Origin of the sequence: Shewanella sp. GutCb, from assembly GCF_002836135.1 — a bacterium.
GTDB lineage: Bacteria > Pseudomonadota > Gammaproteobacteria > Enterobacterales > Shewanellaceae > Shewanella.
On the sequence record NZ_PJBL01000025.1, the window covers coordinates 1 to 19246 of the forward strand.

16 protein-coding genes are annotated in these 19246 nt (G+C 42.0%); 8 read left to right on the forward strand and 8 right to left on the reverse strand.

What is annotated here, in order from left to right:
* Positions 1 to 2: 2 nt before the first annotated feature.
* Positions 3 to 770, forward strand: a complete 768-nt coding sequence (locus CXF86_RS14445; protein ID WP_102039324.1) for an ABC transporter permease — start codon at positions 3 to 5, stop codon at positions 768 to 770.
* Between the two features lie 233 nt (positions 771 to 1003).
* Positions 1004 to 1765 carry an outer membrane beta-barrel protein gene (locus CXF86_RS14450; protein ID WP_145991656.1) on the forward strand — a complete coding sequence of 254 codons (762 nt, stop codon included), beginning with the start codon at positions 1004 to 1006 and terminating at the stop codon, positions 1763 to 1765.
* Between the two features lie 114 nt (positions 1766 to 1879).
* Here CXF86_RS14450 and CXF86_RS14455 read toward each other — a convergent pair whose 3' ends face one another.
* A complete protein-coding gene (locus CXF86_RS14455) occupies positions 1880 to 2107 on the reverse strand; it encodes a hypothetical protein (RefSeq protein ID WP_101092678.1) in 228 nt (75 codons plus the stop codon).
* A gap of 598 nt (positions 2108 to 2705) precedes the next feature.
* Here CXF86_RS14455 and rsmS point away from each other — a divergent pair.
* A complete protein-coding gene (gene rsmS / locus CXF86_RS14465) occupies positions 2706 to 2870 on the forward strand; it encodes a pleiotropic regulatory protein RsmS (RefSeq protein ID WP_101092680.1) in 165 nt (54 codons plus the stop codon).
* 72 nt (positions 2871 to 2942) lie between these two features.
* Positions 2943 to 3665, forward strand: a complete 723-nt coding sequence (locus tag CXF86_RS14470) for a DUF599 domain-containing protein (RefSeq protein ID WP_101092681.1) — start codon at positions 2943 to 2945, stop codon at positions 3663 to 3665.
* Here CXF86_RS14470 and CXF86_RS14475 read toward each other — a convergent pair.
* Positions 3649 to 4998 carry an ABC1 kinase family protein gene (locus CXF86_RS14475; protein ID WP_102039326.1) on the reverse strand — a complete coding sequence of 450 codons (1350 nt, stop codon included), beginning with the start codon at positions 4996 to 4998 and terminating at the stop codon, positions 3649 to 3651. The two genes, CXF86_RS14470 and CXF86_RS14475, sit on opposite strands and share 17 nt — an antisense overlap.
* 213 nt (positions 4999 to 5211) lie before the next feature.
* On the opposite strand from CXF86_RS14475, the gene CXF86_RS14480 reads away from it, so the two are divergent.
* Positions 5212 to 6585 carry a leucine-rich repeat-containing protein kinase family protein gene (locus CXF86_RS14480; protein ID WP_101092683.1) on the forward strand — a complete coding sequence of 458 codons (1374 nt, stop codon included), beginning with the start codon at positions 5212 to 5214 and terminating at the stop codon, positions 6583 to 6585.
* 53 nt (positions 6586 to 6638) lie between these two features.
* Here CXF86_RS14480 and CXF86_RS14485 read toward each other — a convergent pair whose 3' ends face one another.
* The 4 genes from CXF86_RS14485 to CXF86_RS14500 form a co-directional block, all read right to left on the reverse strand.
* Complete coding sequence (locus CXF86_RS14485; protein ID WP_102039327.1) at positions 6639 to 7874, reverse strand: DUF3300 domain-containing protein; 1236 nt, start codon at positions 7872 to 7874, stop codon at positions 6639 to 6641.
* A gap of 104 nt (positions 7875 to 7978) precedes the next feature.
* Positions 7979 to 9433, reverse strand: coding sequence for an ATP-binding protein (locus CXF86_RS14490; protein WP_257985371.1), 1455 nt, complete (start codon positions 9431 to 9433; stop codon positions 7979 to 7981).
* A gap of 32 nt (positions 9434 to 9465) precedes the next feature.
* On the reverse strand, positions 9466 to 10167 hold the full coding sequence (locus CXF86_RS14495) for a response regulator transcription factor (protein WP_102039329.1): 702 nt from the start codon (positions 10165 to 10167) through the stop codon (positions 9466 to 9468).
* 21 nt (positions 10168 to 10188) lie between these two features.
* The gene (locus CXF86_RS14500) at positions 10189 to 10506 is read right to left on the reverse strand and encodes a PepSY domain-containing protein (RefSeq protein ID WP_101092687.1); all 318 of its coding nucleotides are present in this window, start codon (positions 10504 to 10506) and stop codon (positions 10189 to 10191) included.
* Positions 10507 to 10733: 227 nt separating this feature from the next.
* Here CXF86_RS14500 and CXF86_RS14505 point away from each other — a divergent pair, with 227 nt between their 5' ends.
* The 3 genes from CXF86_RS14505 (at position 10734) to CXF86_RS14515 (ending at position 16211) form a co-directional block, all read left to right on the forward strand.
* Entirely contained in the window at positions 10734 to 11573 is an 840-nt protein-coding gene (locus tag CXF86_RS14505) for a choice-of-anchor H family protein (protein ID WP_257982735.1), read from the forward strand.
* Between the two features lie 634 nt (positions 11574 to 12207).
* Positions 12208 to 14640 (forward strand): TonB-dependent receptor, encoded by a 2433-nt coding sequence (locus CXF86_RS14510; RefSeq protein WP_102039330.1) that lies wholly within the window; start codon positions 12208 to 12210, stop codon positions 14638 to 14640.
* 233 nt (positions 14641 to 14873) lie between these two features.
* Positions 14874 to 16211: a M20 metallopeptidase family protein gene (locus CXF86_RS14515; RefSeq protein WP_101092689.1), complete on the forward strand. Its 1338-nt coding sequence runs from the start codon at positions 14874 to 14876 to the stop codon at positions 16209 to 16211.
* A 9-nt stretch (positions 16212 to 16220) separates the two neighbouring features.
* On the opposite strand, the gene CXF86_RS14520 is transcribed toward CXF86_RS14515, so the two are convergent.
* Positions 16221 to 17411, reverse strand: a complete 1191-nt coding sequence (locus CXF86_RS14520) for a tetratricopeptide repeat protein (protein ID WP_101092690.1) — start codon at positions 17409 to 17411, stop codon at positions 16221 to 16223.
* Positions 17412 to 17807: 396 nt separating this feature from the next.
* Complete coding sequence (locus tag CXF86_RS14525; protein ID WP_102039331.1) at positions 17808 to 19136, reverse strand: DEAD/DEAH box helicase; 1329 nt, start codon at positions 19134 to 19136, stop codon at positions 17808 to 17810.
* Positions 19137 to 19246 lie beyond the last annotated feature (110 nt).

Genomic DNA, 19246 nt, shown 5'->3' on the forward strand with positions numbered 1-19246 from the left:
GTATGGATATTAGCTGGTGGCAATTGGCAAGTTTTATGATTATTTTGGTCGTCCCTGTTGGTATCGAACGTTATTTCAAGCTGGGGCTAAGCAAAGAAATGCTAAGTGCAGTGGCGCGTATGCTGGTGCAACTCGTCCTAGTGGGGGTTTATCTGCAATACCTGTTTGAACTTAATAGTTTGTCGGTCAATCTATTATGGTTATTATTGATGCTACTCATTGGTGCCAGTGCCATCGTGAGCAAGGCAAAGTTGTCGCGTAAGTTACTCTATCTCCCTGTTCTAGCCGGTTTATCATTAGGCTTATTTCCAGTGCTTTGGTTGATGATTGTTTATTTGCTAGCACCTGAACCTCTTTATAGCGCGCAATACCTGATCCCGGCAGCGGGTATGCTGTTAGGTAACTGCTTGAGCGGCAATATCGTTGCTTTGCAGCGTTTGTTTGGTGCTTTTGAAGATAGAAAAACTGAATATGAGGGAGCATTAGCATTAGGGGCTACGGCCTACCAAGCCGCGCTACCTTTTGTCCAATCAGCAATGCAACAATCTTTTGCGCCGATACTTGCGTCAATGGCAACGACAGGCTTAGTGACACTACCAGGGATGATGACTGGGCAGATTTTAGGTGGCGTAGATCCTCTTATTGCCATTAAGTACCAAATCGTTATTTTAGTGGCTATCTTTGTCACCTTGACGGTATCGGTATCGAGCTCACTATTATTGAGTATTAAAACCGCCATCACCATTAATGGGCGAGTAAGGCAGTCTTGAATGCTAATACTTAAGATCTTTAACAACGATTGGCAATAGGAAAACATGGGCAACGACATTTTTTCGTAAATAAATGCTGGCGATATGGGTAATATCTAAAAATTCTACTAGGCTTGTTACTAGCTAATACAGCGTTAATTCATAATCTTAAGAATAGTAGGTTAGGCTATTCATAAACCGTTATTGACTTAGTGATATTGGCTATCTTTGATTACAGACTGAATGGAAATGGAATGTCTATGTTTAAGTCGCTTATATTTAAATCACTCATGTCATGCCTATTAATGTCACTTTTGTTAGCGAGTCATAATGCAAAAGCCGAAACTTGGGCATTTGAAGTTACCCCCTATTTATGGCTTGTTAATCAGCAAGGTCAAACCGGTTATGTCGATGAAAATGGCATCCCTATCATCGTTGATATGGATATGTCATTTAGTGAGATATTTGAAAATCTAGACGGTGCAGTGTTATTGAATTTTCAAGCGAACAAAGGTAATTGGCAGTTTGGGATTGACTTGGTTTACATGAAACTTAAATATGATACCAAGACTGATTTTGCTTCAGCTGAACTGACAGCGAAGCAAAAAATGCTCGATATAGTGGTTGCTTACCGTTTTTCAAAGCAAGCTAATATCGAGTGGTATGCTTTTGCTGGCGCTCGGGTTATCGATATCAGTAATAAGTTGGAAGTCAGTTTTTTTGAACAGCGTCGTGAGCCAAGTTTTGGTGATGATTGGTATGATCCGCTTATCGGTATTAAAAATAAGTGGAGCTTTAGTGACGGATTCTATCTTATAAGCCGTGCAGATGTAGCAGGTTTTGGCGTTGGTTCTGATTTCTCTTGGTCATTAAACTTAACCATGAATCAAGATTTATCAGAAAATTGGGCGCTGAAATATAGCTTTAGGTATATAGACGTTGATTATGATGATAACGATTTTATATTTGATATGGCATCTAGTGGTTTTGGCTTGGGGATCACTTACCAGTTTTAGAGCTTTAAGAGATAGAAACCTAATCCAAATGTTGGTTTAACTAGGCTGCTTAATAATCCAAATTGAACCGTGGATCAGAGCAGCCTAACTATTTATTCAGCCGATGTTGGCCCTTTATAGAATGATTTCCATATCAAGTTCGATATCAGTACAACCCTTCTTGCAACGGATCCCTGAAACGGTTTTGTCTTGGCCTTTAACCGGTAACTTCATCTCTAGTACTTGCTTGCAAGTCTGACAAAGTACGGTATTTCCCTTGAACACTCGCTTAATAAGATTCTTTTGCTCATTAAAAGATTTAGCTGTGGTGTCATTTATTACTGAGAAATCCATCTTTGCCATCGGGCGTCACCTTAAGTATTTTGTTGGTATTGTTGATTGATAGTGCTTATTAGTAATGAGTATATCTAGGCAACAAGTAATGTGGAAGCGAAAGATACTATCTCTGTGCGCGCTCGGTGCCTATATTTATGAGCGATTAATCTTTTACGCGATTAAACAGAAATTTAGCTGTTAATTTTACGTTTTAGGTCGTGGAGTTTAGTCTTTGTACAACATAGCGGCTGCCATCGCCCCTGAAATTGGGCCGCTTGATTATGCTTTTTATTGCAGTCAACATACTAAAGCCTTATTTGAATGTTCTAGGGCGCTTGATGCCCATGCAGGCAAGAATGAATGCCTTATAAGCATGATAATATCCGCTAAGCGTGCAGGCAGCTTTGCTGCTATCTTAGAGATGTTACTTGTCTTGTCTGGAATAAAAAGGCTTTCTAATCCATCTAGCTTCGTTCATCTAGTTTTGGGATGATGAATGTCTGCAAGATGTAACTGTCAGCGTGATTTATATTACGTATTTCATTTTCATCAAATCTGTTTTTTGATCTTAATCACGATAGAATAGAACACCTTAAGCTAGGTATAGAATGACAGAGGCTAACGTGTGAGTGATGGTAATAATGAATCAGGGTTGGCAGCTGCGCCAGCTGAAGTTAAATTGGCGGTGGACCTTATTTTCCTTTTAGAATCAAATAATATTGCACCTGAAGTTGCACTTGCAGCGCTAAAAATAGTGAGTGCAGATCTAGAAAGTAAGCTAACGGCTTAATCTTGCTGCTACGCGTGTCCCTGTTTAGTGAGGGGCGTTCTCTATTTTTCATTCGGTGCTCATGAGAGTGTTATGACTATTTCTGTATTAGATGTTATTGCAATTATGACCTTTATTTTTAGTTGGGTCGGTTATGCCCACTTTGCTAAAAGTAAGGCTAAAACCACTAATTGTATTGCCCGTTGTTTGCATCAACATCGTATTCATTGGATGTATGAGTTGATCAGTCGAGAGATCCGAGTCGGTGAGGCTGCACTGCTAGCCAACCTAGAGCGTAATATCTCTTTTTTTGCTTCTACGACGATGTTAGTGCTTGCGGGTGTATTAACACTCTTTGCTCAGGTTGAGCGGTTGGAAGTGATTATTGCAACGATCCCTTATGCAGCAGATCCTAATCATGCACTGGTGCAAGTCAAGTTGGGGGTGTTAACCTTTATCTTTATCATGGCCTTTTTCCAATTTACTTGGTCGATGCGCCAATATGGATTTCTCAATGTGATGATTGGCGCCGCGCCTTATGATAAAGAGGGGCGTAATGAAAACCTACGTCGCTATGCAAAACAGATGGCAGTGGTGCAAGACCAAGCCGCTCACTCATATAATTACGGCTTACGCTGTTACTATTTTTCAATGGCAGCGCTGTGCTGGTTTTTTCACCCGTTACTGTTTATTGCCGCTAGCATATTTGTGGTGGTGACTTTGTACCGACGTGAATTCAAATCAAAAGCCGTATTGGCGATTACCGAAGGCCAAGAGTTGCTCAAAGCGGAGCGTCAGATTAAGTATCAATCGTAAAAGGGGATGCCTGTAACTGTGCTTCGAACAACTGCTTTACGTTGACCTTAGCGCCTATTTTTGATGCTAGTAAATACAAGCCTGCTAGCTTTCTGTGAATAAATATCGCATCTGCTGGTGGGCTATGCCATTCGTTACGATCCGTGCTCATTGCCATGCCTGCCTGCTTTATTCTTTTCGCTAATGTATTGTCACTAAAATCATAATCCCCTTCAAAGCGTAATGGCTCACAAGCTAGATAGAAGATATCTAACACCAGAGACTTTTGCTCTTTAGTTATCGCGTCTTGGAAAAAACCGATATTTTGAGCCGCATTTTCCATCGTTTTTCTGTCGTTAATAATACTGGCAGCCATAAGCTGCTTATATTGATCAGATAGCGCGCTTGGAATTGCACGGGTAGCACCAAAATCAAGCAGTACTAATTTGTCAGACTCAGCTTGGTATTGGTAGTTGGCAAAATTGGGATCTGTTTGCATGAGCTTGAAAGCAAATAGCTCTTTAAAGAATAGTTTCAGTAGTCTTGTGGCGATATTGTTTCTGGTCACTTGCTCTAGCGTATTGATGGACTCAATACTTTGTCCATCGATAAACTCCATCACTAAAATATTTTGATTACAAAGTACTGGATAGGTAGTAGGAACAATAAATTCATCCGCATTTATCTCATTGTTGGCAATAAGAGATTGAAAACGTTGCAACATTGAGAGTTCATTTTGATAGTCGGCTTCAACATGAAGTTGTTTTTTTGCTTCAGCTAACAGTTGGTCAAACTGAACGTTACTCGGGATAAGCTTAGACAATTTAAGTATCGCAGCAACATTGTCGATATCACTGTCAATACTATTACGGATCCCTGGATATTGCAGTTTGACTGCCAGTTTTTCGCCTGATGCTAACGTGGCTAAATGCACTTGACCAATTGATGCCGCTGCAAAAGGGTTAAGTTCAAAATGGGCGAAAGGGTCTAGCCAATCGTTCCCCCAGTTTGTTTTTAATAAAGTGACCAATTGTTTGTGCGGCATCGCCTTAGCGTCAGAGCGCAGTCGTGACAGAATATCACTCAACTCTTTTGGTAATAGCTCACCAGAGTCCATCGACAGCATTTGACCCACCTTCATCGCAGCGCCACGAAGTTCGGCAAGTTTGTCCGCCATATGAGTAATGTTACTGGGGGTCATCACTAATTCATTTAACGACGGCTTCTGACCTTGGCTAAGCCTTTTAGCCCCCTCTACTAATACGTTACCAGCAAGGCGAGATGCTAGCCCTCCTAAGGAGGAAAATCGGGATAAGCGACTGGTAGGGACTTTAGCTGTTTGTTTATGCTTCATTGTACTTAACCTTAGTCTCTGACAGTAAGCAGATAGTAGTGATAGCGTTAGTGAGGTCGTTAATATTATTTGATGCTAAAGCAATACGTTAGAAAGTAAATATGGATCAGCTCGAGAGGGGGTAATTTATAATCCTGTTAATCGTCGCTTTCTCATTTTTCTCGGATGTATTACCATTGCCGCCATTTTGGACATTCGGTAGGGCAGTAGATTTTGCAGACATTGGCACAGTTAACATCAGGCGAGTTAAAAGGCATTAAACGATTAACCCTTTCAGAGAATTTGACCGTATTTCCTGAGGCTATTTTTTCGCTCGCAGATACCTTAGAGGTGTTAGATCTCTCTGATAATCAGTTAACTGAACTTCCCAATGATTTTGCTCGATTACAGCAATTGAAACGGTTGTTCCTCACCAATAATAAGTTTGAACAGATCCCGACAGTGATAGCGGCTTGTCCTCGTTTAGAGATGATAAGCTTTAAATCTAATAAACTAAGAGCCGTAGCGCAAGGTGCATTGCCTTTGCAAACTCGCTGGTTGATATTGACTGACAATCAAATAACATCGTTACCTGACGATATGGGGTCGTTACATCAATTACAAAAATTAGCACTTGCGGGCAATAAGTTAAGTGCTTTACCGGCCAGTATGGCTAATTGCAGCCATTTAGCGTTAGCGCGAATATCTGCGAATCATTTCACGCAGTTTCCTGATTGGTTGTTTCAATTACCAAAGCTTGCTTGGTTAGCGTTATCAGGTAATCCGCTGACCAAAGAGGGTGAGGGTGCACCTATAAGCGCTAAGCTGCAATCGCAGCCGATGCAAACCGTCGCATTAACCGATATCCAATTGGGTCAAGTGATTGGTCAAGGAGCCTCAGGTGTCATTTATAGTGCCAAATGGTTAAAGCAACCAGAGTCACTCTATGGTTGCGATCTCAATATTGCAGTGAAGCTCTTTAAAGGTGAGGTAACAAGCGATGGTTACCCAAGTGATGAGCTTGCGTGTTGTTTACAATCTGGGACCCATCACAATCTTATTAAGGTTGTCGCTCAAATCAATCAAGCTGACCAACTTGGACTGGTGATGGAACTCATTCCGAGCTCATTTGCTAACTTAGGTTTACCGCCATCGCTAGATACGTGCACCAGAGACACTTTTGTTAACGGCGAAGAGCTTGGATTGCAGCAGGTGTTATTAGTGCTGACTCAAATGGCTGACACCATGACCCATCTACATCAAAATGGCGTAAGTCATGGTGATGTGTATGCGCATAATACGATGATTAATCTTGAAGGCTCAATGCTATTTGGTGATTTCGGTGCATCGTCAAATTTGAATTTGTTGCCAGAATTACAAAAAGAAGCGATGGAGAGTATCGAAATTAGAGCGTTGGGATGTTTAATCGATGATCTCGTTGAAAACAGACTACAACCAAGAGCGGAACAACTTGATTTAGTTGCCGGATTGAAGCAAATGAGTGAAGATTGTCTACAGATGGATTTGGCATTACGCCCACGTTTTAGTGATATGCTAGCATCGCTTAACGCCCTCCAAAATAAGCTCACTGCAGCAATGGTTAGCTAAAGTCAAAATCTCTACTCCATAGACGGGTGATGGTCTATGGAGTTGTTTCGGTCTTAATTTCTATCTCTTTTCTGCTGATGATGATTCGCCTTTGAGTTGTTATTACCCTGTTTGTGGTGGCCGCTTCGCTGGTTTGTTGCTGGCTGACGGCTCTTAGCTTGTTGATGACTCTTAACAGGCTGACGGCTCTTAACTTGTTGATGACTTTTAACAGGCTGATGGCTCTTAGTTTGCTGACGGCTCTTAACTTGTTGATGACTCTTAACCTGCTGATGGCTCTTAACCGGTCTGCCATTTGCATAGTGAGTATTACGCTGAGTGGGTTGCTGTTTTAATTTGTTAGCAAACTGCATCTCACGGCTTTTGTTCACATGATGCGTTTTTTGACCTCTAATTACCTTACTGTGTGCACGGCTCGGACTATGCCTGTTGTACTTGTGTTTCAATGCATTATTACTATAGGCGACGCCGCGTCGATGTTGTGGCTTATGTGCCCAACGCTTTGCACCGTGACTGGTTACAATACGACCATGATGGCGGTAGTGGCGTGAGTTCTTATGATGCACCACTACGACCTGGTGTCTGCTCCATTGAAACGCACTGAAATAGTAGTTGAAACTAATATGCACGCCACTATGCCAGTAGAAATGGCCATAGCTAGGCCTAATATAACCAGGATACATTGCCCAATAAACGGGGGGATAGTTATACCAAGACCAAGCGCCATAGACGACTCTTGGATCATAATAGGGGACGTAAACAACTTCTTTTATAACCGGCTCAATAACGATTTGGTTATTGACGCGAGTCACCTGCATATTTTGCATATCATCAAGGTTATTAGCATTATCCGCTTGCAGGCGTAAGGTTTGAATACTGGCAAGCACTTGGGCTTCATTCTGTAAAAATGCATCGCCTAGTGATTGAGTCCACTGCAGATCATCACTCAACTTTTGTAACACGGTAGGGAAAGCGACTAAGGCTGTCACACTCGGATCCCATTGCATTGCTTCTGCTTTGTTTACTTGATTTTCAGTACTGAGCTGTTGATTTTTCTGCTGCCAGCGCTGCGCTTCTACCACTTCTAAAGGGTAGGTTGCCGCAATCAAAATATGGGTCAGTAAACTGTCTGGATAGAGTGCAATGGGGGCTAGCATCTGTGCTAACTCGCCCTCGCTCAGTTGAGTCTGTATCGTACTATCATAATCTTGTGCGCAGACGCTCGTCGGCGTTATCCATTGCAACAGGATAACCAGAGACAAGCCACAGCATTGTTTGAAAATGTTCATATGCTTTCCTATCGATAATTGACGATGTGGTTATTATAGAAAGGCGAAGATGAACATAAGCTGAAAGCAGAAAAAACAGTGGTTATAGGCTGGTGTTGTTATTTTTAGTATTTGAACGTAATGGTAAAAGAGGCGCCTCCTAAAAGTTGAGATTGACCAATGGATAGCTGACCATGGTAACTATCGACCAAATCACGCACTATGGCTAATCCGATCCCGTGGCCCATTTTGTAAGAGTCGGCCCGAATCCCGCGCTCAAATATTTGCGCTTGTAGGGTTTTATTTACGCCATTGCCGTCATCTTCCACTTGCAGCACTAGCGCCGCCCCATTCTGAGTGATGTTGAGCAGTACCGTGCTCGCAGCTGCTTTACAGGCATTGTCCAGTACATTACCCAAAATCTCAGAAAGATCAGCTTCATCACCCTTAAAAATGGCCTCACGGTCAACGTTCTGCTTAATGGTGATGAGTGGTTGGCAGTATATTTTGGGTAGGTTTCGGACCAGTTTATCTGAAATGTTCACCACGGGAATTCCAAGATGCCAGGCACTGCCGGCAGCCGATTGAGCACGTTTCAGCTGGTGGCCAATAATACGGTTTATGTGAGTGACTTGCTCGAATGACTCAGGGCTTAAATCGGTCTGACTTTGAATGACTGCTAGCGGTGTTTTAAGGCTATGAGCAAGATCTGCTAATGCATTTCGGTAACGTTTACGTTGATTTTGTTCGGTGCTTAGCAAGGTGTTTAATTGCTGTGCAACAGCTTGAAGTTCCGTTGGGTAACGATCAGAAAGCTGATTTGCTTTGCCATTTTCGATGGCACTGAGCTCGGTTTCTAAACTTGAAAGCGGCTTTAACGTCCACCATAGCCAAGTCATCTGTATGGCAAGCAATAAGCCCATAAGGATCATTAACCAGCGCCAAAGTTGCTGAGTAAATTGATCTACCTGTTGTTGAAACTCTGTTTGATCTTTAATGATATGAATGGTGATCGGAAATCGACTATTTAAGTGCTGACTTTCACTGTTTATTGCCGTTGGTAGTTCGAAACTGACACTAAAGCTGTATATCAGGTGTGGTTGGCCATTGAGCTCTATTTCACTGAATTGGCCTTGCCCTTTATTCGGTATAGGCAGCTGATTTGGCAGTTCTATACCCAGTAATGAGTCTGAGCGCCAAGCGATTGTTTGAGTGTCTTTTGAAGTGATATTGGTGCCGTTTAATGGTGTTGCTGATGGCGATGTTTCAATAATTTTTGCATTAAAGGCTGTACGACTCTTGCTCTTAAGCACTGATGTATTTGGAGTGCTAATGGCGGCATATAGGCCTGATTGAATAACGTTGAATTGGTTTTCGAGTAGTACTTCAGGCATCAATACGCCGTCACTGCTCACTTCTGTAACGGCTAAAATAGCGTAAACATAGGCTTTCAGCTCATTCATTGATGCGCTTTTTACTTGTTGTTTAAAGGCATCATTGAGGGTGAAACCAATCAAGGGCATCAATATTAAAATAAGCAGCAGCGCACTCACAATTAGCCTAGCTTTGAGCGAGTGCATGACTTTGGGTAACCGCCTTACTGAGAGCATGGTTATGATGACTTCTTAGGCTCAGGGAGCTGTTCTAGTTTTGTTAGTCGGTATCCTTGCCCCCGTAAAGTTTCGATCATTCCAAGTTGATTGTCAGGATCGAGCTTTTTCCGTAGACGCCGAATAAACACCTCAATAACATTGGAGTCGAGATCAAAGTCTTGGTCATAAATATGCTCGGTGAGTACCGTTTTAGATTTAACTTCACCAATATGCAGCATAAAGTATTCAAATAGCTTGTATTCCGAGCCACTAAGATTAATCAGTTCACCATTTTTAGTGAGTTCTAAGCTACTGGTATTGAGAGATAAAGGGCCGTTGTTAATCACTGGACTGGCTTTTCCTGCGCTGCGACGTATCAAAGCTTTTAGTCTTGCTATCAACTCCTGCGGGTGAAAAGGTTTAGTGAGGTAATCGTCCGCTCCGGCGTCTAAACCTTCGACTTTATCTTGCCAGCTATCACGAGCCGTTAAAATTAAAATAGGAAATTCAATCGCTAGCGCTCTGAGTTGAGTGATAAGCGCAATACCGTCAAGTTTGGGAAGTCCTACGTCAATAATCGCGGCATCGTAGTTGTACTCCTGCCCTTGAAAAAGACCTATCTCGCCATCATCGGCAGTATCGACAGTATAGTTAGCGGCTATCAAGTGCTGCTTAAGATTGCTCTGCAGTGCGAGATCATCTTCAACGAGTAACAGTCTCATATTTGTTCCTTTTGGTTGCAGTTAGTTACGGCGCACGCGGCCTGTTTTGGCATCAACAGTGACGTAAAAAACCACCCCATCTTTTGAAAGTAATTTGACTCGATAACCTGGATTACCATTAACACGAGCAGACTGAACTTTGAGGATCTTTCCTGGATACTGGCTTTTAACTAATTGGGCTGCTTGTTGTGAACTTTTCACTTTAAGTGACTTGGCATCACTATTCGTTGCCATCGCCATGGAGGCTAACGAAATAGTGGCGTAATGCCCGCCAGCATAGGCTGGTAAGGAGCCTAGCGTCAGTAGCGGTATTAATATCAACAGTAGAACAGCTTTCATTAAGAGCACCAAAGGGTTGAGATGTTACCAGTTTAAAAGATCCCGCTAGATTAGTCATCATTCCTGCATCGAGAGCGTGTTTAGCTTGTTAGATATACCGTTTTTAAGATGAACCCAACCTGAATTGCCCAATGGGGATCCGTTAAGTCGCTGATTTTGACGTTCAGCTTGTGTTCATTTGAGTTGGCCTCTAATGACCTCAACCAAATGAATCGCTAGAGGTGATGATGAAACAATTAAAAACCCTAACCAAGCTATTGCCATTTTTTCTGAGTACGTGTTTATTGCCGATGGGCGCAGTAGCACAAGAACATAACCAAACTAGTAGTATCTCTGCGGGATATATGCAGGATAAGGCATTCACAATCTCCTCAGATCAGAGCCATCAATTATCAGCAGCTCAGCGAGAGTTATTATCAGCGCAACGCTTGCAGGTGAGCCCAAGTTTACTAAGCCCAATGAGCAGGGAGCAAGTGATCCAAACGCATATCGATAAAGCGCAGAAGGCTATCATCAAGCGCCAAGCCACAGCATCACCCGCTTTATTTGCCAATGGCATCTATCGAGATTTCTATATTTACGATGCTTACAGCCGCTTGTTTGTTGATAATGACGTTGATGGTTTTTATCAGACCTTTAGTGTGACCTTTGATGCGGACGTTAGTGGGGTATACCTCAATGAAAGAGCGGATGTGTTTGCGGAGCTTTATCTTAGCCGCAATGGAGGTCCTTGGGAGCATTATTACACCACTGACATATTCAGTATTGTTGGTGATGTCACCGATGATGACTTTGAGGTCTTAACCACGTTGGATGTGGGATTTACTCCAGATCATTACGACGTGCTTATCGATCTCTATGAAGTCGGCTACGGTGATATTGTGGCGACAGTAAGCTCAAATGATTTTGATAGTCTCTACGCCTTACCGCTGGAAAGTACCGATTGGGATCATGACTATATTGAGGATGATAGCGATTATGCGGGAAGCACATCTTGGTGGGCACTGCTTGTTATATCGTTAGTTGTTCTTATGCGCAGGACGCGATACGACAATAACGATAAATAGTGTGTTTGGAGATAGGGCCTCTAACCATAAACATTGATAGTTGATTTGTGGACTGACTATCAATGTTATAACCGAAATATTGAGCTGTTAACCGAACATTTAGCGAGGTTTTCTAGCAATATGAGGCAGTGATGTTGACTATTTAAGTCTGTTAATACTCTCTCTATCTATTTATTTGTAATAGCTAATGCAAGAGTTCACCACGCCGCAAAACCAGACATATCTCCCTCCGCTACAAGGCAATGAAATACATATTTTTAAGTGGCTTAGGTATCAAATGCTTGTTAATTTTTTTACTAAACTATGCAGGTGTTTCCTTATTAATCACTAACTGCTGCATTGAACATAAGCATTATATGTTCGCGGCAACTAACTATTCTGCTTGATTATTGTTCATTCTACTTATGTGGAGTGAAAATAATTTTGACTGGTTACATTTTGAACGTGTGACTCAAGTCACCTATCTTATTGCTGTATAAAGATTTTTTTGCAATTTACATTGTAAGCTTTTTATATAAAGTCGAGTAAAAACAATTACAAACAAATCTCCTTTGTATTAGTTGTTTAAATGCTGGTTGCAATGTTAATGATAATGGTTATCATCTCGGCGCATAATACTTAAGTAGGGTTTGAGATGAAAGGTTTTCATTATTCCATATTAGCAATTGCGTGTGCATCGACATTTTTACCGACAACAATTTATGCAGCAGAAACCGCTGAAGCGAACAGTAACATTGAGCGGATAACGGTTTATGGTAGACAAAACCAAGTGGTGATGAACTCGGGATTAGCAACCAAGTCTAATATGTCACTCATGGAAACGCCTGCGGCAGTGGTTATTGTTGATGAAGAACTGATTCAAGCACAAGGTGTCGATAATCTACAGGATTTGATACGTAATATTAGTGGTGTTACTCAAGCAGGTAATAACTATGGCATCGGTGATAATTTAGTTATTCGTGGTCTAGGTGCTAATTACACCTATGATGGTATGTATGGTGGTGCTGGACTGGGTAATTCATTTAACCCTACTCGCTCATTGACCAATGTTGAATCTGTAGAGGTCTTAAAAGGACCTGCGACTGGGCTTTATGGCATGGGCAGCGCGGGTGGTGTGATTAACCTTATAGAGAAAAAGCCACAATTTGAGTCTTCAAATGAGTTTACTGTTGAAATGGGTCAATGGGACACCTATTCATTTTCTGTCGATAGCACGGGCGGGATCACAGACAATCTAGCTTACCGAGTTGTAGCGAAAAGTGCTCGTAGTGATGGTTTCCGTGAGATTGGTACTGATAGAGATGAGGTTTACACTTCTTTAAAATATATCATGAGTGATAGCCAAGATCTTATGTTATCAGCAACTTATATTAAAGATGCTATTGCCGTTGATTCAATTGGTCATCCTATCCGGATTTTTAATTCTGATTCTGTAGACGGCAAAGGAGCTGGAGACGTTAGTTGGGAAGATCTAATTAATGACCCGAATAACGCAGGGCTTCAATTAACTGATGCGCAGCGGCAACAGCTAGCAGGTTCGCTTTCAAGTAGTGACGGCCAAACACCATATGCTTTTGGTCATGCGGGAATTATCTCTCCAATGGCAAAAGATAATGAAGGCGAAGAGCTACGCTTTAAGTTAACCCATAATATCTATTTAAACGATAATCTCTTTCTAAATCAACAATTACAATACCGGGACTATACCTCAGGCTTTGCTCGTCAAACAGGTGCTTATAACTATGTTTATTGGGACCGACGCGGCAAGATAAATGAAGATCCACGGGCACCATTAGTCGAAAATGGCGTGTTATATCCATTTGCAGGGCGTCGCCAGGAATATCGTAAAGTAGAAGCCGATGAAACGTCATGGCAGTATTTTGCCGATCTTCGTTATGATTTTGAAATTGGCAACATGGAAAATGAATTATTAGTCAATGCTAACTTTGAAGATAGAGATATCAGAGTTAAGCAATATTCAATATATGATGCTGATAAAGTGATTAAGAACAAAGCAGGTGACACTATTTATCAGGGTGCTCTGCCTTATATTTATGATATTCGTAATCCCAATTGGGCGAAAGGGAGCTTTGAAGATCACGACCCGTTGTTGACGAGTAACTATACTAAAAAGGTTAATGCTTGGGGGGTAGGTCTGCAACATGTAGGATATTTTAATTATGGCTTTACCACTCGTATTGGTGTGGCATTTAATGATATTAAGCAAACTTATCAGCATTTAGGAGTTGATTCTAGATATTCATCAAGTAGAGCTGAACCGAAAGATAAAGCTGATACTAATGATGACGGAATTACTTATAACCTGGGTGTGACTTACATGCCTACAGATGATATCTCTTTTTTCTATAATCATTCAAAAGGTCGTACTGCATATAGCATATTAGGAAGCCTTACTGGTGAGGTTACTGATCGAAAAGATTCTGAATCTGTTAGTGATGACTTAGGTATTAGGTATAAAGCCTTTGAAGATCAAATGTTAGCGTCATTAGTTTTCTTTAAGAGTGCGCGTACTAATTTACAGTACAGTAATCCTGACTATGAAGCTGGTATTTCAGCCCCTAATGTTGTCGAAAACTTCTATGACGGTAAAGAGGAAACAACCGGTGTAGAACTTGATTTAAATGCGCATATCAATGAGCAATGGATGGTTAACGTTAACGGTGTTTATCAAGATGCACGTGATAAAAAAGATCCTTACAGAAGTAGCTATGATACACGCCAGAAAGGTGTTCCTTATGTCACTGCAAGTGCATGGGTGACCTATGGTGCAGATTGGTTCACACTCGAAAGCCCAGTCAACATCAGTTTAGGTGCTAAATACGTCGATGATCGCAGTACTAACTCCGATTCATTTGGGATCCCTGATGGTTATGTGCCGAGCTACACCGTACTTGATTCTGCAATTAGCTATGATGTAGAACAATGGAAAATACAGCTCAATGTTAACAACCTCTTTAACGAAGAGTATTACAATAAAGCGATGTTCCTAGGCGGTATGCCCGGAGAAGAACGTAACGCCAAGTTGTCGTTAACTTACCGTTTGTAGCCGTAAATTAACCCTATAAAAATGCAGCCTTATGGCTGCATTTTTATTAATTAAAAGGCTACGAGTGTTTTTATTTTAGTCAAATTCCTTACCCTTTTGTTTTCATCTGCCTAAATGAGTTGTGCGGTGTGTTTTATATTGGGATTAGTATTCGCTCTGTTTTGATTTCGCACTTTAATAATTCCTATGTTAGCTTAACCTTTAAATAACCGTTTGAAATGGATAGCATCGTTATGACAATCTCTTCGAAAACACCCATTGCACTTAGCTTATGCTTTTTGTTCACAGTGGCATTAAGTGGTAACGCCGTAGCTGCCAGCTTGAGTGACTCTGTTGATAAAGCGATGCCGAAACTTGAGGCGTTGTATCTGCATCTACATCAACATCCAGAGCTGTCCTTCCAAGAAAAAGCCACAAGTGCCCGCATGGCAAAAGAACTCGCCACGCTGGGGTTTGAAGTGACTGAGCAATTCGGTGGATATGGCGTTGTTGGGATATATAGAAATGGCGATGGGCCGACGGTCATGATAAGGGCTGATACCGACGGACTGCCCATCATAGAAGAGACGGGTAAACCATACGCTTCTACAGTGACGACTAAAGATGCGAGTAATAACATGGTAGGCATTATGCACGGCTGTGGGCACGATATTCATATGACCAGTCTGATTGGCACCGCGGAGCAGCTAGTGGCCAATAAAGCTGACTGGAAAGGCACTTTAATGATGGTGGCACAACCCGCAGAAGAGGTGGGTGGTGGCGCAAAAGCGATGCTTAAACAGGGCCTTTTTACTCAATTTCCCACACCTGATTACATCATCGGTTTGCATGTTAGCGCGGGGATCCCTGCCGGAAAGGTGGGTATTGCTCCAGGGTATGCTTTGGCTAATGTTGATTCAGTGGATATAAAAGTAAAAGGCAAGGGTGGACACGGCGCTTATCCGCATGCAACCAAAGATCCTGTTGTGTTAGCCTCTCGAATGGTGCTGGCACTGCAAACCATTTCGAGTCGAGAGATCTCACCGCTTGAGCCAAATGTGATCACCGTGGGTTCTATTCATGGTGGCTCGAAACACAATATTATTTCAGACGAAGTGAAGCTGCAGTTAACACTGCGGTCATATAATCCAGATGTGCGCTTGCAACAAATTGAAGCGCTTAAACGCCTTACTAGAGGGATTGCTATCAGTGCGGGCTTACCAGATGAGCTAATGCCTGAAGTGTATGTCCATGAAGAGGAAAGAATTCCCTCTACCTATAATGACCCCACACTGGCTGCCAATGTACAGGCGAGTATTGAGCAAGAACTTGGCGTTGAAAATGTGCTCAAGTCTGAGCCTGTAATGGCCGGAGAAGATTTTGGCTTATATGGTCTTACCGCTGAAAAGCGCCCCATCACCATCTTCTGGCTAGGCGCTGTGGATCCAGACTCGTACCAAATAAGTTTGGACAATGGATCCACATTACCTTCATTGCATTCGAGTCAATTTGCACCCGATTACCCACTTACGATCAATACCGGCGTTCGCGCCATGAGCCGCAGTGCGATGAACCTTTTTAATCATCATTGAGCTAAAGAGTTACCTAGTACCTTGTCGTTTGTTCTCTACTTTAGTCAGTAATGCCATTGTTTCAGGTTTTAAATCAATAAGGTCTTTTTGAGTCACAATCGCTACTGAACGTTGAATACTTTTATAGGCTTGTGAGTAGTTATGCTGTAGCAGTGCCAGTTGGGCCAAGTTATTCAAACCAATAACTTGGCCTGGTTGATAACCGACCATTTGATGGTAATCAACTGACAGCTGATATTGCTGTTTAGCGGCGGCATAGCGGCCCAGTCGTTGATTTACATGCCCGGCCCAAGCAGCTACATAAGCAAGGTAAAGCCAGTCTTGTGAATTTGCCGCACTCCTCCGGCTCTGAGATAGGGTGGATAGTGCGCGGGCTAGCTCCCCTTGCTCAATATAGCCTTTTGCCAATGTTAACCCTAATCGAGCTGACTCACGGCGGTTATCGGTTGATTCAGCATGTGTTAACGCTGCCGATACGATGTTGTTTGCGGCTACAAATTCTTGCTGCTTGAGCAGTATTTCTGCTATTTGTCTTTGGGCGATGAGATTGCCAGGATCCGAACTTAATAAAGTATAAAGAGTTTCACTCGCTGCAGTAGTTTCACTGTATTGCAGTTGTTTAAGGGCTAAAATAAGCAGCGGATTATTAAAATATGCTCGGCTTTTAATGCTGTTTGTATTGGCTTTAGCCTGGGTTTTATTATTAATAAGCTTAGCTAAATCAAGATACAGCGATTCAATATCGTCGGCTTGTATGTTGCCATTCTGATGCTGGCTAGGACCATATAAATTGAACTCTAGCTGGTAACGGTTATTGTGTTCAGTAATGGTGGATTCCACCACTAAAGAGGCACCCGATAAGGTGAGTAACTTGGTTACCTGCAAAGGGCGGCTGTCTTCAATAAAGCTTGAGCTTTGAAGTACAAAGTTGATGACATCTTCAACTTGTAGAACAGGAAAGGCATTAGAATTATGGAGTTGAGCAATGAGACTTTCTTGATGGGCATATTGTTGCCAAAGAGGGTTGGTGGCACTCTGAGTTATTTTTACTGGGAGTATAATAATGGCGCCATTGTCTAAAGCCACTTGCTCATCGTGTGGATAATAAATGAAGCTTAAAAGTACTATAATTGCCAAAGCCGCCATTAATAATGGGATAGCTAACTTGCGTTGTTTTAGTGGTTCTGGATTTACAATCATAAATGCCTTTTATTGATTTTATCACTTAAGTATAACGTGTCAGTTGTTAAAACAATGACTTTAATAAAGGGAGCTAACTTGATCCTATCAAGAGCCTTCTCTTTAAGTTGAACTCGTTAATGGATTGATTCATTAACTTATTGATAACTAGCGTAACAATATTAGTGGGATGAGTCTTTCTATTTTATTTGAGTGAATACTATTAGCGCAATGGGGCCTGTAACGCAGCAGTTAAAGTATTAAGGCAATCTGAGCTAAATAAACTCGAAAGACTGTGTATCTATTTTATTATTTAATAATGGTTATATTTTAAGTGTAGTAAGCAACCCGTTAGCTGCGTTTAAGATACAGCTGGATAGTCAACCTTTTAAAGATCAACTATCCCGATAGTAAATTTTAAACGTTCCAAGGGTTCAGCGGTAACTTATTAGCGTCTTTATTCGCTTTGCTTTTTGAATCCTGTTGGCCGTTACGCTTTTTATCTGCTGCAGTATTTGCACTACGTTTAGGTTCTCGTTTTGCCGTATCTTGACTTTTTTCTGTCATTGTTTTGAACTTCGGTTTGAAATTCAATACCGATATTGGCACGTCTTTTTGAGGAGTAAAGCCGTCAATCTCTCTGCGCTCTATTAGTTTACCCAGTCGACTTTCAATCATGCATAAGTTTTTGAAATCATCTCTTGAAACCAAAGATACTGCTTGGCCATTGGCCCCAGCACGACCTGTACGACCAATACGGTGAATGTAGTCATCGGCTGGATAGGGCAGGTCATAGTTAATCACCAAAGGTAATTCATCAATGTCCAGACCACGGGCTGCAACGCCAGTGGCGACCAGTAATCCAATGTTGCCGGCTTTAAAGTCGGCCAATATTTTTTCTCGAACCTCTTGGCTTCTGCCGCCATGAATACACTCGGCAGTAATGCCTCGCTTTTCGAGTTGGCTAACGAGTTTTGCAGCGCCTTGCTTGGTTTCGATAAAGATCAGCGCTTGCTGCCAATCATTTTCTTTAATTAAGTGGCTTAACAATGCTGATTTTTTATCTTTATCAACAGTGATGAGCCATTGTTCAATTTTGGGCTTGGAATCTGTATTGGCGATGACAGATATTTCAACGGGTCTGTCGACAGTGGTTTTTGCCAGTGCCTTAACTTGATGCGACAGCGTGGCTGAGAACAGCAGACTTTGTCTGTCTGTTGGCAACTTATCCATGATTTTGTCGATGTCTTCGATAAAGCCCATATCGAGCATTCTATCGGCTTCATCGAGTACTAAAATGTCTAGTTCATCAAAATGAATTGCCCGTTGGGTATACATATCAAGTAAGCGACCAGGTGTAGCGACCAGTATGTCCACGCCTTCTAGCAGGCCCTGTCGTTGTGGTTCGGCATCTACGCCGCCATACATAGCCATTGAAGTAAGGTCTAAGTGTTTACCGTACTGAGCTATATTCGCTTCAACCTGCACTGCCAGCTCGCGGGTCGGAGTGAGGATTAACGCTCTAATACGTTTTTTGCGCTGAGTTTGCGATTGGCTGAGTATTTGCAATATCGGCAGTACGAAGCTTGCGGTTTTACCGGTACCAGTTTGCGCGGCTGCAATCAGATTTCGGCCGCTTAAGATCACCGGAATACTCTTAGCTTGGATTGGGGTTGGGGTGGTGTAACCTTGTTCGGCTACAGCGGTAACGATTGGATTGCTTAATCCAAGCTTTGAAAACGGCATGGTGAGTCTCAGTTATCTATTGTGATGTTGCTTATTGCAGTTAAAGGCGGCGTGATGGCACTGCCACCATCTTTTATTATAACAGCATGTCGCGACTATCGGGTGATATT